This is a genomic window from Pseudomonas sp. S35, from assembly GCF_009866765.1.
In the GTDB taxonomy this organism is placed as follows: Bacteria; Pseudomonadota; Gammaproteobacteria; order Pseudomonadales; family Pseudomonadaceae; genus Aquipseudomonas.
Window position 1 is genome coordinate 3423810 of the sequence record NZ_CP019431.1, and the last position, 13018, is coordinate 3436827.

At 63.3% G+C, this 13018-nt stretch carries 10 protein-coding genes; 7 read left to right on the top strand and 3 right to left on the bottom strand.

Translation table 11 applies throughout. The annotated features are described in order from the left end of the window. Complete coding sequence (locus PspS35_RS15195; protein ID WP_159935566.1) at nucleotides 1-1170, bottom strand: efflux RND transporter periplasmic adaptor subunit; 1170 nt, start codon at nucleotides 1168-1170, stop codon at nucleotides 1-3. Between the two features lie 147 nt (nucleotides 1171-1317). Here PspS35_RS15195 and baeS point away from each other — a divergent pair, with 147 nt between their 5' ends. Beyond that, on the top strand, nucleotides 1318-2703 hold the full coding sequence (gene baeS / locus PspS35_RS15200) for a sensor histidine kinase efflux regulator BaeS (protein WP_159935567.1): 1386 nt from the start codon (nucleotides 1318-1320) through the stop codon (nucleotides 2701-2703). Between the two features lie 3 nt (nucleotides 2704-2706). Beyond that, complete coding sequence (locus PspS35_RS15205; protein ID WP_159935568.1) at nucleotides 2707-3402, top strand: response regulator; 696 nt, start codon at nucleotides 2707-2709, stop codon at nucleotides 3400-3402. Between the two features lie 27 nt (nucleotides 3403-3429). Here PspS35_RS15205 and treS read toward each other — a convergent pair whose 3' ends face one another. Continuing rightward, nucleotides 3430-5493, bottom strand: coding sequence for a maltose alpha-D-glucosyltransferase (gene treS / locus PspS35_RS15210; RefSeq protein WP_159935569.1), 2064 nt, complete (start codon nucleotides 5491-5493; stop codon nucleotides 3430-3432). Nucleotides 5494-5577: 84 nt separating this feature from the next. Next, nucleotides 5578-6357: an AraC family transcriptional regulator gene (locus PspS35_RS15215; RefSeq protein ID WP_159935570.1), complete on the bottom strand. Its 780-nt coding sequence runs from the start codon at nucleotides 6355-6357 to the stop codon at nucleotides 5578-5580. Between the two features lie 188 nt (nucleotides 6358-6545). Between PspS35_RS15215 and PspS35_RS15220 the strand changes: the two genes are divergently transcribed. The 5 genes from PspS35_RS15220 to PspS35_RS15240 are packed head-to-tail and all read left to right on the top strand — an operon-like array spanning nucleotide 6546 to nucleotide 12964. Then, on the top strand, nucleotides 6546-8171 hold the full coding sequence (locus PspS35_RS15220) for an APC family permease (RefSeq protein ID WP_159935571.1): 1626 nt from the start codon (nucleotides 6546-6548) through the stop codon (nucleotides 8169-8171). Between the two features lie 11 nt (nucleotides 8172-8182). Then, nucleotides 8183-9109, top strand: a complete 927-nt coding sequence (locus PspS35_RS15225) for a 4-hydroxyproline epimerase (RefSeq protein ID WP_159935572.1) — start codon at nucleotides 8183-8185, stop codon at nucleotides 9107-9109. A gap of 33 nt (nucleotides 9110-9142) precedes the next feature. Then, the gene (locus PspS35_RS15230; RefSeq protein ID WP_159935573.1) at nucleotides 9143-10090 is read left to right on the top strand and encodes a dihydrodipicolinate synthase family protein; all 948 of its coding nucleotides are present in this window, start codon (nucleotides 9143-9145) and stop codon (nucleotides 10088-10090) included. A gap of 60 nt (nucleotides 10091-10150) precedes the next feature. Further along, nucleotides 10151-11722 (top strand): aldehyde dehydrogenase (NADP(+)), encoded by a 1572-nt coding sequence (locus tag PspS35_RS15235; RefSeq protein WP_159935574.1) that lies wholly within the window; start codon nucleotides 10151-10153, stop codon nucleotides 11720-11722. A gap of 3 nt (nucleotides 11723-11725) precedes the next feature. Continuing rightward, nucleotides 11726-12964: an FAD-dependent oxidoreductase gene (locus PspS35_RS15240; RefSeq protein ID WP_159935575.1), complete on the top strand. Its 1239-nt coding sequence runs from the start codon at nucleotides 11726-11728 to the stop codon at nucleotides 12962-12964. Nucleotides 12965-13018 lie beyond the last annotated feature (54 nt).

Consider the following 13018-nt stretch of genomic DNA (forward strand, 5'->3'; position numbering starts at 1 on the left):
TCAACCCTCCTGCGCCAGGGTGCCGAGGTCAGCGGCCTGGCTTTTGACCACCGCACCGACGCGGACTTTTTGCCCGCCCTCGACGATGACCTGGTCACCGGTTTTCAAGCCGGCAGTGACCCACCACTGGTTGCCCACCGCGCGGTCAACGGTGAGTACCCGTTGCTCGACCTTGCCGTCGACCACCAGCAACACCGAGGTCACGCCGCTGGCGCTGCGGCTCACGGCTTTTTGCGGGACCAGGATCGCCTGTTCATCCCGGGCCTGTTCCAGCACGCCGCGCACGTACATGCCCGGCAGCAACAGGTGTTCCGGGTTATCGAACACGGCGCGCAACGTCACGGTGCCAGTGCCCTGGTTGACGCTGACTCCGCTGAATTTCAGGCGGCCTTCGTGGTTGTAGGTACTGCCATCATCGAGCTTGAGGCTGATGCGCGCTTCGCCATCGCCATTGGCCTGCAACACGCCGCTGGCCAGGTCGCGCTTGAGGGCGAGGAGTTCAGTGGTGGACTGGGTGACGTCGACGTAGATCGGATCGAGCTGCTGCACGGTGGTCAACGCCGTGTCCTGGCTGGCCACCACCAGCGCACCGGGGGTGACGGTGGAGGTTTCGATGCGCCCGGCCACCGGCGAGCTGATACGGGTGTAGGCCAGGTTGATGCGGGCGGTGTCGACGTCGGCCTGGGCGACTTGCACGTCGGCGGCAGCGGTCAGCAACGTGGCCTGGGCGTCTTCATTGGTTTGCTGGCTGATCGCGTCGATCTTCACCAACTGCGCGTTACGCGTGGCGGTGGTCTGTGCCGACTTGAGCGTGGCGCGGGCCTTGGTCAGGCTGGCCTGGGCCTGGGCCAGCAAGGCCTTGTAGGGCGCCGCGTCGAGTTGGTACAGCGCCTGGCCGGCCTTGACCTCGGCGCCTTCGGTAAACAGGCGCTGCTGCACGATGCCGCCGACCTGGGGACGAATCTCGGCGACCATAAAGGCCTGGGTGCGCCCGGCGAGTTCGGTGGTCAGTACCTGGTTTTGAGGCTGTACGGTGATCACCGAGACCTTCGGCGTGGCGACTTCAGGGGCCGGATCGCCGGCCGAGCACCCGCCGAGCAGCACCAGAATGATCAGCGAAAGGAAAACCGCGGCGGTTACCAGGTATTTGGCAAAAATTTTGGTCGACATAGCTGCCTCTGCAAGACGGGATGGCCTGAGCCTTGTCCCCAATGCTGCAAGGCAAATGTGCAGGAAAATTGAAGATTGCCCGCTTGGGTTGAATCTTTCTGCCGTGGGGGCCTAAATGGGCGGGTCCATTTTTTACGGCCTCTATTCATGAAGTTGAGTATCTCCACCAAGCTGTTTGTCGCGGTGCTGGCCGGCGTGCTTCTGGTCATCCTGAGCATGGGCCTGGCTACCAGCTGGAGTTTTGGCCGGGGCTTCCTTGGCTATATCAACGAGCAGGCGCTGGAGCGCATGGCCACGGTGGTGCCGCGCCTGGCGGGTGCGTATGAACGCGAAGGGACCTGGGAATATTTCCGTAACCAGCCGGACCGCTGGTTTGAAGTGATGCGCCCGGAGCCGGGTGAACAGCCGCAGACTCGCGACTTGAAGACGCCGCAGATCTCCGACCTCACTGGCGCACTGTTCCGTATCGCCCTGCTCGACAAAGATAAAAAGCGCGTGACCGGCTACACCCGGATTGCCGATGACGCCTTGGCCCTGCCGATTGTCGTGGCCGGTGAAACGGTCGGCTGGCTGGCCGTTACTCCTTTCCAGAGCGTGACCGAAGCTGGGGGCGAACGCTTCCAGCAGTACCAGTTGCGCACCAGCCTGGTGATGGGCGTCTTTTCGCTGCTGCTGGCGATGCTGATTGCCTGGTGGATCGCCCGTGCGCTGCTGGAGCCGGTCAAGCGCGTGGCCGCCGCCACCCACCGCCTGGCCAGCGGTGATTACAGCGGCCGCGTGGTCGTGGCCTCCAACGATGAAGTCGGCCAATTGGCGCGGGACTTCAACCAACTGGCCTACACCCTGGAGCGCAATGAAACCATGCGCCGCGAATTCATGGCCGATGTGTCCCATGAACTGCGCACGCCACTGTCAGTGCTGCGCGGCGAGCTGGAGGCGATTGAGGACGGTGTGCGGACCCTGGACCAGCACTCGATGAAGTCGCTGCAAGGTGAAGTCAGCATGCTCAGCAAACTGGTGGACGATTTGTATGAGCTGTCGCTGGCCGATGTCGGCGCCCTGACCTACCGCAAAGCCACCTGCGTGCTCAACCAACTGCTGGAAAGCAGCGTGGGTATGTTCCAGGAACGCTTGAGTGCCCGCCAGTTGCGTGTGGAACTGGAACTGCCAGCCCAACCCCTGACGTTGGTGGCAGACGCCAATCGCTTGCAGCAACTGTTCTCCAACCTGCTGGAAAACGCTGTGCGCTATACCGACCCGCAAGGGCTGATTCGCATCAGCGCCGTCGTGGAGAGTGATGAGTTGCGCATCGATTTCATGGATTCCGGCCCCGGCGTTTCCGCGAATCAACTGCCGCGTCTGTTCGAGCGTTTCTATCGGGGCGACGCCTCGCGTAACCGCAGCAGTGGCGGCGCAGGGCTGGGCCTGGCGATCTGTCACAGCATCGCCCTCGCCCACGGCGGCAGCCTCAGCGCCGAGCACTCGCCGCCGGGCGGCCTGTGGCTGACCCTGCGTTTGCCTCGGAGCCTGTGAACCATGGTCGATGAACGCCCGATCCTGATCGTCGAAGACGAACCCAAGCTCGCCGCCCTGATGCGCGACTACCTCGCAGCCGCCGGACACGGCACCCTGTGCCTGGACAACGGCTTGCAGGTGGTGCCGGCGGTGCGCGCCCATGATCCCAAGTTGATTTTGCTCGACCTGATGCTGCCCGGTCGCGACGGCATGCAACTGTGCAAGGACCTGCGGGGGTTCAGCGCGGTGCCGATCATCATGATCACCGCCCGCGTCGAGGAGGTTGACCGCTTGCTGGGCCTGGAGTTGGGGGCCGACGACTACATCTGCAAGCCGTTCAGTCCACGGGAGGTGGTGGCCAGGGTCAAGGCGATCCTGCGCCGCAGCCCGCAATTGCTCAGCACCGCCGCGCCGCGCCTGGTGATCGACGAGACGCACTACCTGGCCGCCCTGGACGGTATTGCCCTCGACCTCACCCCCCTGGAACTGCGCCTGCTCAACACCTTCGCCTGCTCACCCGGCCGCGTGTTCTCCCGTGATCAACTGCTGGACAGGCTTTACTCCGACCACCGCGTGGTCACTGACAGGACGGTGGACAGCCATATCCGCAACCTGCGGCGCAAGCTGGAACAGGCCTGTCCGGGGGAGACGCCGATTGAGTCATTGTATGGGGTGGGGTATCGGTTCCAATTGGCCGATAAGTCACCCCAGACGTAACTACCGCCGACTGAACAACTGTGTCCGTTAGATCGGTGAGCTGCTCACGACCCGCAGCGCCAGCCCTTCATAGGCATCCAGGGTAATGGTGAATTCACCCTCCGCCGTCAGGTCGCCCTCAACCCGTTCATTGATGATGTCCACCACCATCCCCGCTGCAATATCCGGCAGGTGCAGGGTTTCCGTGATCGGCGCAGGGCCGAAGTTCAGCGCAGTGATTTGCGTGCCCTTCCCGGCCGGCAAGTCGTGAACCATGATCAGCAGCGCGGGGTTTTCCACGTCCGGGACCAGGATCTGGCGGCTGGCGGCGATGTCGTAGGCGCGGCGCACGGCCAGGATTTTTTGCAGCTGCGAGGCAAATGATTCGGGGTCCAGCAACTGGCTGTTCAGGCTGCCATACAGGCTTTTCGAGCGTGGCATCTGGCCGGCGGACAGTTCGGCATCGGGGTTCAGGTCCACCAGATCGTAAGCCCCGCGATGAATCCAGCGGGTGTCGCCATCGTGCATCAAGTGCGCAACGTCCTCGGCCGCCAACGGCAGTGCGCCCACCAAATCCCAGCCGGACAAGGCAAACACCCCAGGCTGCATGGCGTTGTACATCACCAACAGCAAATGGATCTGGCGGATCTGTTGGATATCCGCTGGCGTGATCGCCTCCAGGTCACGCATGCCCAGCGCCGCGGTGATGATGCTGGCGGTGGTGCAGGACACGCCATTGGTGACGAACTTGAGGTTGTACGGCGCGTGCTCGCCGGTGAGGCGTTCGTACATCTGTTCGCGAATGTGCTCGCGCAGGATATTGCCGGGGAAGGTCTGGCCCTGGTAGAGGAAGCTGTCGTGGGCGTGCAGGGTCCAGAAGTGCACCAGCTCAAGCGTCAACTCGTCGTGGTTCTGCAAGGCATGGATCAGCGAGCCGGGGTCGATGCCCTGGCGGTGCATTTCGCGCAGCATCAGGCGCAGGAACTCGGCATCGCCCATCAGCAGCGCGTGCTGGTAAGCCGGCCGGGTGATGAAGTCATAGGACAGGTCGGCACCGCCATGGGACATCGAGGCAATGTCATCCACCGTGAGGTTCAGTTCCTGAAAGCTGAACCCGCCCGCCTTGCGAATCGCCCCGCCGAGCAGTTGGTTGCCGGTGATCGACAACGGATGGCTTTCCGACCAGGCCGTGCCATCGAGCTTGCGCTCCACGCCAAGAAAACCATTGGCATCCAGGCGCAGGATCTTCGCGCCCATCACGTCGATGGCATGCAGGGCGTCGCCGATGATCATCTGCTGCGCAGCGAAGGTGGGGTCCAGCCAATTGAGCGACGGCTGGCCTTCCTTGAAGTAATGCAGGTACACCCAGCGGCGCGGCTTGCCATCCACGCCGATGACCACGGGCGTAGTACTCCAGTCGGTTTCCTTGACGCCGGGCTCGAAGAAAATCACCCGTTGTAACTGGCCGACGATGTAGTGCTTGTCGCGCAGCACATCCACCTGCAAGGGGCTGAGGTTCTGCGCATCGCGGCCGTCGGCTACGTCAGGCAACAGCGGCCAATCCTCCTCGCGGATTTCCACCATGTGGTAAAGGCCGGGGTAGTCTTGGTAGGCCATCTCGGCCAGGCGAAAGTCTGCGCCCTTGCCGGTGTGGGACGGGATCACATCATCAATGATCACCGCGTTGTGCGCTGCGGCCATGCGCGTCAACGCCTGCAACTGCGCTTCGGTGCCCAACTGCGGGTCGATCTCGAAGCTGATGCGGTCGAAGTTGCCGTCGATGGTCGGCGTATGCCGTGTACCGCTCAGGCCGCCGGATTTTTTCAGCGGACCGTTATGAATGCCCTGGATGCCGATCTTCGACAACGTATGCCACAACGTCTCATCCCCCAGCGCCTCCAACACCGTGCCGCCCTCGCGGGTCACAATCGACGCCGGATACGCGGTAAACCACACCGACGACAGCGCCGTCGCATCACGCGGCCGTGTCTGTGCAAAGGGCTGTTGCCACAACCGGCCCTGCCCCGAATAGAGCCTGGCGCGCTGGCGGGCTGCGTACAGCATCGATTGTTCCACCAGCCAGTTCACATGGTTGTTTTCAGCCGCGGTCATAAGCTCGGTCCCTGTCGTCGTGAAGCGTTGCTCGTCAACATATGAGGACTGCAGCGGCCATTCGTTGCATTGCAATGACCGTTGTTACGCCATTCCCTGCGTCGCTTGACGGTACTGGCGCGGCGTAAAACCCGTGGATGCCTTGAACTGTCGGCTAAACGCACTGTGGTCGGTGTAGCCGCACTGCAACGCTACCTCAGTGATCGGCATGTCGCTGTGCAACAGCTGATGGGCGTGTTCCAGCCGCACCTTCTGGATCATCTGCCGGGGCGTGATGTGGAACACACGCTTGCAATAACGCTCCAGTTGCGCCACCGAGATACCCGCGATGCGCGTCAGTTCGCCCAGGGTGACGCGGCGGTTGAAGTGGGTGCGGATGTGTTCGTCTACGGCGGCCAGGCGCTGATAGGCCGGGTGGGTCTGGCTGGCCGATTGCAGGTCCACCGAGATCCCGGCCAGGCCGATGATGCGGCCTTCGTGGTCGTGCAGCGGCCATTTGTGGGTCAGGCACCAGCCGGGCTCGCGGGTGCCGTAAAGGTGCAGTTCCAGTTGGTCTTCGAGCACAAACCCCTGCTGCAGCACGCGTCGATCCTGCTCGGTATACCCCGGCCCCAGTTGCGCAGGGAACACTTCGGCGCTGGTCTTGCCCAGCAGCGGCTGCAATTGCTTGAGGCCGCAGCGTTGCACCAAGGTGCGGTTGGCGAGGACGTAACGGGCGTCCATGTCCTTGATGAAAATCGCTGCATTGGGGATCACGTCCAGCATCGGCAACAGCTGCATCACGCCGGACAATAGCTGCTCGATACTGTGGGGGCGACTCGCTTCGTTCCCTTGGCAAAGGGTCGCAAACACGCTGTGCATCATCACTGTTGATCCCCTGTTGATCGCCTCGACGCGTAGCAGATTGCCCGATGCACCGAGCGCTGTCGAGCGACGCCCACTGTGCTGAATTCGTCATCGATGTCGGCAAAAAACATCAATCGCCACCCCGCTTGCGCGTTCACGATAGGGCCACTGCATGCCTATCCAATAACTCACAAGAAGGCGACGCTATGTCTGCTCAAGGCAAGTTCAAGAAACAGCTTTCCCTGATGGACCTGACCTTTATCGGGCTGGGTGCCATCTTCGGTTCCGGCTGGCTTTTTGCGGCCAGCCATGTGTCTGCAATCGCCGGCCCTGCGGGGATTATTTCATGGTTGATTGGCGGGTTCGCCGTGCTGCTGCTCGGCATTGTGTATTGCGAACTGGGCGCCGCACTCCCCCGCGCCGGTGGCGTGGTGCGTTACCCGGTGTACTCCCACGGCCCGCTGCTGGGTTACCTGATGGGCTTTATCACGCTGATTGCATTTTCCAGCCTGGTGGCGATTGAAGTGGTCGCCTCGCGCCAATACGCAGCGGCGTGGTTTCCCGAATTGACAAAGGCCGGCTCCAGCGACCCGACCACCCTGGGCTGGCTGGTGCAATTTGGCCTGCTGTGCCTGTTCTTCATCCTCAATTACCGCAGCGTGAAGACCTTCGCCATCGCCAACAACCTGGTGAGCGTGTTCAAGTTCATTGTGCCGCTGCTGGTGATTGGCGTGCTGTTCACCTTCTTCAAGCCAGCGAATTTCCAGATGCACGGGTTTGCGCCGTTCGGCCTGTCGGGCATCGAAATGGCCGTGTCGGCCGGCGGGGTGATTTTTGCGTACCTGGGGCTCACACCGATCATCTCGGTGGCCAGCGAGGTGAAGAACCCGCAACGCACGATTCCAATTGCATTGATTCTGTCGGTACTGCTGTCGACCGCCATCTATGTGCTGCTGCAAACCGCGTTCCTCGGTGGCGTACCGACCGACATGCTCGCCAACGGGTGGGCCGGGATCAGCAAGGAACTGGCCCTGCCCTACCGCGATATCGCCCTGGCGCTGGGCGTGGGTTGGCTGGCCTACCTGGTGGTGGCCGACGCGGTGATCTCCCCGAGCGGCTGCGGCAACATCTACATGAACGCCACGCCGCGTGTGGTGTACGGCTGGGCGCAGACCGGCACGTTCTTCAAGATTTTCACGCGTATTGATGAAAAGTCCGGCATCCCGCGTCCGGCGCTGTGGCTGACGTTTGGCTTGTCGGTGTTCTGGACCCTGCCGTTTCCTTCATGGGAAGCGCTGATCAATGTGGTGTCCGCTGCGCTGATCCTCAGTTACGCCGTCGCCCCGGTGACCGTCGCCGCATTGCGCCGCAATGCCCCGCAAATGGCGCGGCCGTTCCGGGTCAAGGGCATGGCGCTGCTGGGGCCGCTGTCGTTCATTATCGCGGCGCTGATTGTGTACTGGTCCGGCTGGAGCACGGTGTCCTGGCTGCTCGGCCTGCAAATCCTGATGTTTGGCGTGTACCTGCTGTGCGCGCGCTGGGTGCCGACGGCGCAGATCACGCTCAAGCAACAGGTGCGGTCGTCCGCCTGGCTGATCGGCTTCTACGCGGTGACTATCCTCTTGTCCAAGCTCGGCAGTTTTGGCGGCCTCGGCGTGATCAGCCACCCGTTTGACACGCTGGTGGTCGCGGTCTGTGCCCTGGGCATTTACTACTGGGGCGCCGCCACCGGTGTACCGGCGCACCTGGTGCAGTTGGAGCACGATGCCGATGAAAGCGAGGCTGTCGACGACCCCCACGCCAGCGCCGCCCTGACCCCGGCTACCCACTGATGGAGCGTGTTATGAAGCGACTGCATGTGATCGACTCCCACACCGGCGGCGAACCTACACGCCTGGTGATGACCGGCTTCCCCGCGCTCAACGGCGCGAGCATTGCCGACCAGTTGCACAACCTGCGCAGCGACCACGATCAATGGCGCCGCGCCTGCCTGTTGGAGCCGCGTGGCAACAATGTGCTGGTCGGCGCGCTGTACTGCGAACCGGTCACGCCGGGGGCTACTTGCGGGGTGATCTTCTTCAACAACGCCGGCTACCTGGGCATGTGCGGCCACGGCACCATCGGGCTGGTGGCGTCCTTGCATCATCTGGGGCGTATCCAGCCGGGCGTGCACCTCATCGACACGCCGGTGGGGCCGGTGGCGGCAACGTTGCACGAGGATGGCGCCGTGACCCTGCGCAACGTGCCCGCCTATCGCTATCGCCAACAAATAGCCGTATTGGTGCCCGGCTACGGGGTTGTCCACGGCGATATTGCCTGGGGCGGCAACTGGTTCTTCCTGGTGTCCGAGCATGGCATGGCGCTGCAGATGAGCCATGTAGAGGCCCTCACCGATTACACCTGGGCGATGCTCAAGGCGTTGGAGGACCAGGGCATTCACGGTGCGGACGGCGCGTTGATCGACCATATCGAACTGTTCGCCGACGACGCCCACGCCGACAGCCGCAACTTCGTGATGTGCCCCGGCAAGGCCTACGACCGCTCGCCCTGCGGCACCGGCACCAGCGCCAAGCTGGCGTGCCTGGCCGCCGACGGCAAGCTCGCCGCCGGGGCAACCTGGGTGCAGGCCAGCATCACTGGCAGCCAATTCGAAGGCCGCTATGAATGGGACGGCCACTGCGTCACCCCGTTTATCACCGGCCGCGCCTACATGACCGCCGACAGCACGCTGCTGATCGACGAGCAGGACCCTTTCGCCTGGGGCATCTGAGCCCTCTCTATTTGACTGAACGGAGTGAACACAATGAGCGACAACATCTTCACCGGTTGCATCCCCGCGCTGATGACCCCTTGCACCGCCACCCGCACCCCGGACTTCGACGCGCTGGTCGCCAAAGGCCGCGAATTGATCGAGGCCGGCATGAGTGCCGTGGTGTACTGCGGCTCCATGGGCGACTGGCCGCTGCTCACCGAAGCCGAGCGCCAGGAAGGCGTGGCGCGCTTGGTGGCGGCCGGTGTGCCGACCATTGTCGGCACCGGTGCGGTGAACAGCCGTGAAGCGGTGGCCCACGCCGCCCATGCGGCCAAGGTCGGCGCCCACGGCTTGATGGTGATTCCCCGCGTGCTGTCCCGTGGTGCGTCCGCCACCGCGCAAAAGGCCCATTTCTCGGCGATCCTCAAGGCCGCGCCAGAATTGCCGGCGGTGATCTACAACAGCCCGTACTACGGCTTCGCCACCCGCGCCGAGTTGTTCTTCGACCTGCGCCGTGAACACCCGAACCTGATCGGCTTCAAGGAGTTCGGCGGCGGTGCCGACCTGCGCTACGCCGCTGAACACATCACTTCCCAGGACGACAGCGTGACCCTGATGGTGGGCGTCGATACCCAGGTGGTGCACGGGTTCGTCAACTGCAACGCCACCGGCGCCATCACCGGTATCGGCAATGCCTTGCCACGGGAAGTGCTGCACTTGGTGGCCCTGAGCAAACAAGCGGCCAAGGGCGATGCCAAGGCCCGACGCCAGGCCCGTGAATTGGAGGCCGCGCTGGCGGTGTTGTCGTCCTTCGATGAAGGCTGCGACCTGGTGCTGTATTACAAGCACCTGATGGTGCTCAACGGCGACAAGGGCTACGACCTGCACTTCAATGAAACCGACGTGCTCAGCGATGCCCAGCGTCGTTACGTCCAAACCCAGTACGCGCTGTTTCGCCAGTGGTACGCCAACTGGTCGGCTGAGCAGAACCTTGACTGACTGTTTACCCGCCGCTGTGTTGCTCACAGCGGCCAACCCTCTTTATTCCAGGACGACCCCATGACTCTGACGGGCACGATGCTGATCGGTCAGCACTCCTTTTGCGGCAATCGCGACGCGATCCGGGCTATCAATCCGGCCACCGACATGCCCCTGGAACCCGCCTACGCCGGTGGCAACGCCGAACACGTCGCCCAGGCGTGCGCATTGGCCTGGGCTGCATTCGACGGCTATCGAGAAACCTCGCTGGAGCAGCGCGCTACTTTCCTTGAGACCATCGCCGCGCAGATCGAAGCCCTAGGCGATGCGTTGATCGACCGCGCTGTCGCCGAAACCGGCCTGCCACGCCCGCGTATCCAGGGCGAGCGCGGCCGTACCTGTGGGCAATTACGCAGCTTTGCCCGCACTGTTCGCGCCGGTGAATGGCTGGATGTACGGGTCGACACCGCGCAGCCGCAGCGTGCACCGCTGCCGCGCCCGGACCTGCGTCAACGCCACATCGCGCTGGGGCCGGTGGCGGTGTTTGGTGCCAGTAACTTTCCCTTGGCGTTTTCGGTGGCCGGTGGCGATACCGCCTCAGCGCTGGCCGCAGGCTGCCCGGTGATCGTCAAGGCCCACAGTGCCCATCCAGGCACCAGTGAACTGGTCGGTCAGGCGCTGACGCGGGCGGTCCGAGCGTGTGGCTTGCCTGACGGTGTGTTTTCACTGCTGTACGGTTCGGGCCGTGAAGTGGGCATTGCGTTGGTCACCGATGCACGGATCAAGGCGGTCGGTTTTACTGGCTCGCGCAGTGGCGGTCTTGCACTCACCCAAGCGGCCCAGGCCAGGCCGGAGCCGATTGCGGTGTATGCGGAAATGAGCTCGATCAACCCGGTTTACCTGTTTCCTGCGGCGCTGGAGGCACGGTGTGAGGCGCTAGCCCAGGGTTTTGTCGCGTCGTTGACCCAAGGCGCGGGGCAGTTCTGTACCAACCCAGGCCTGGTAATCGCGCTGAAAGGCGCAGCCCTTGACGGCTTTATTGGTGTGGCCAGCGACCTGCTGTCGCGCTGCCCGGCCCAAACCATGCTCACGCCCGGCATCTTCAGCGCCTATGAAACCGGCGTGAGGGCGTTGACCCAGCACGCACGCGTGGTCGCCAGGGGCTTGGCTGCACAAGGGCCAAACCAAGGCCAGGCGCACCTGTTCGTGACCCAGGCAGACGCCTTTCTGGCCAACGAACAACTGCAAGCCGAGATATTCGGCGCCGCCGCGCTGGTGGTGGAATGCGCCGATGATCAGCAGGTACGCGCTGTATGCGAGCACCTGGAAGGTCAGCTGACGGCGACATTGCACCTGGATGAAGCTGATCTGCCTAGCGCCCGTGCGTTGTTGCCGGTGCTGGAGCGCAAGGCCGGCCGCCTGCTGGTCAACGGCTGGCCGACCGGTGTGGAGGTATGTGATGCGATGGTCCACGGTGGTCCTTTCCCCGCCACGTCAGACGCGCGCAGCACCTCGGTGGGCACCGCAGCAATCCAGCGTTTCCTGCGCCCGGTGTGCTACCAGGACTTCCCGGATGCGTTGCTGCCCGATGCACTCCAGCAGGGCAATCCTTTGTCGCTGCGGCGCTTGCTCGACGGCCAGAGAGAGGCATAGGGCATGACCGAAGATATCGTCGTGGTCGGGGCCGGTATTATCGGCGTCGCCTGTGCCTTGCAGCTGGCTCGTCAGGGACGGCGTGTGCTGGTGCTGGATGCCCAGGAACCTGGCATGGGCGCCTCTTATGGCAACGCCGGGCACCTGGCTACCGAGCAGGTGTTTCCCATCGCGGATGTCTCGATCCTCAAGCGCTTGCCCGCCATGTTGATGGACCCAATGGGCCCGCTGCGCGTTGACTGGAGGTACCTGCCCCGCGCCCTGCCGTGGTTTGCGCGGTTGCTGCTGAACCTACGCCCGGCCCATTACCAGCGCACGGTGGCGGGTATTCGTGCGTTGAATGAGCAAAGCCTCGGTGCCTGGCAGCGTTTGCTGGCGAGCATCGATCGCTCCCAACTGTTGCGCGAAGACGGCTCGCTGCTGGTGTATGAACGTGCGCAATCGCGCAAAGCGCTCGATGGTTTGCAACAGCGCATGCAGCAGCAAAACGTGCCGGTGGCGTTCTGGTCGGGAGATGCGATCCGTAAGGTCGCACCGCAATTGAGCGAACAGGTCTTGGGGGGGTTGTTTTTTCCGGGGACCGGGCACTTTCTCGACCCTTACCAGACGGTCTGCGAGTTGGTGGCAGCGGCTAAGGCCTGTGGCGTGCAGTTTTGCAAACGCCAGGTGTTGGATGCACGGATCGAAACCGATGGCGTCGCGCTGGTAACCGACCAAGGCGCCCTCTCCACTCGCCAGGTCCTGATCGCCTGCGGCGCCCACTCGGCACCACTCACCGCCGCGCTGACCGGCAAAAAAATCCCGCTTGATACGGAGCGCGGCTATCACCTGATGCTGCCTCACGAACAGCAGCGCTTGCCGTTTGCCGTCACCTCCCTGGAGCGCAAGTTCATCATGACCCCTATGGCCGACGGTTTGCGCCTGGCCGGCACGGTAGAGTTCGCCGGTTTGGAACGCCCAGCGAACATGGCCCGCGCCTGGCAGTTGCACCGATTGAGCAAGGGTTTGTTTCGTGAGCACTTGAATGCGCAGGATGCGACGCCGTGGATGGGGTTTCGGCCGTCGCTGCCGGATTCGCTGCCGATTATTGACCGGGTGTGCGATGGGAAAGTGCTGCTCGCGTTTGGGCATCAGCATCTGGGGCTGACGCAGGCGGCAGTGACGGCAGAGAGGGTGGCGAAGTTGGTATCGGCCGGTACCGGTTTACCGGAACCTGGGCCGTATCGACTGGATCGCTTCTGACGGTGCGCGGTTGGTTCGCCCTGCCCTGGCCAGACAGGGCTGCCCGAAGCAAAG

What these genes read in the sequence shown, in the direction of transcription:
- PspS35_RS15220 (WP_159935571.1), top strand. Translation starts at nt 6,546, where the DNA reads ATGTCTGCTCAAGGCAAGTTCAAGAAACAGCTTTCCCTGATGGACCTG.
- PspS35_RS15240 (WP_159935575.1), top strand. Translation starts at nt 11,726, where the DNA reads ATGACCGAAGATATCGTCGTGGTCGGGGCCGGTATTATCGGCGTCGCC.
- PspS35_RS15205 (WP_159935568.1), top strand. Translation starts at nt 2,707, where the DNA reads ATGGTCGATGAACGCCCGATCCTGATCGTCGAAGACGAACCCAAGCTC.
- PspS35_RS15195 (WP_159935566.1), bottom strand. Translation starts at nt 1,170, where the DNA reads ATGTCGACCAAAATTTTTGCCAAATACCTGGTAACCGCCGCGGTTTTC.
- treS (WP_159935569.1), bottom strand. Translation starts at nt 5,493, where the DNA reads ATGACCGCGGCTGAAAACAACCATGTGAACTGGCTGGTGGAACAATCG.
- PspS35_RS15225 (WP_159935572.1), top strand. Translation starts at nt 8,183, where the DNA reads ATGAAGCGACTGCATGTGATCGACTCCCACACCGGCGGCGAACCTACA.
- PspS35_RS15215 (WP_159935570.1), bottom strand. Translation starts at nt 6,357, where the DNA reads ATGATGCACAGCGTGTTTGCGACCCTTTGCCAAGGGAACGAAGCGAGT.
- PspS35_RS15235 (WP_159935574.1), top strand. Translation starts at nt 10,151, where the DNA reads ATGACTCTGACGGGCACGATGCTGATCGGTCAGCACTCCTTTTGCGGC.
- baeS (WP_159935567.1), top strand. Translation starts at nt 1,318, where the DNA reads ATGAAGTTGAGTATCTCCACCAAGCTGTTTGTCGCGGTGCTGGCCGGC.
- PspS35_RS15230 (WP_159935573.1), top strand. Translation starts at nt 9,143, where the DNA reads ATGAGCGACAACATCTTCACCGGTTGCATCCCCGCGCTGATGACCCCT.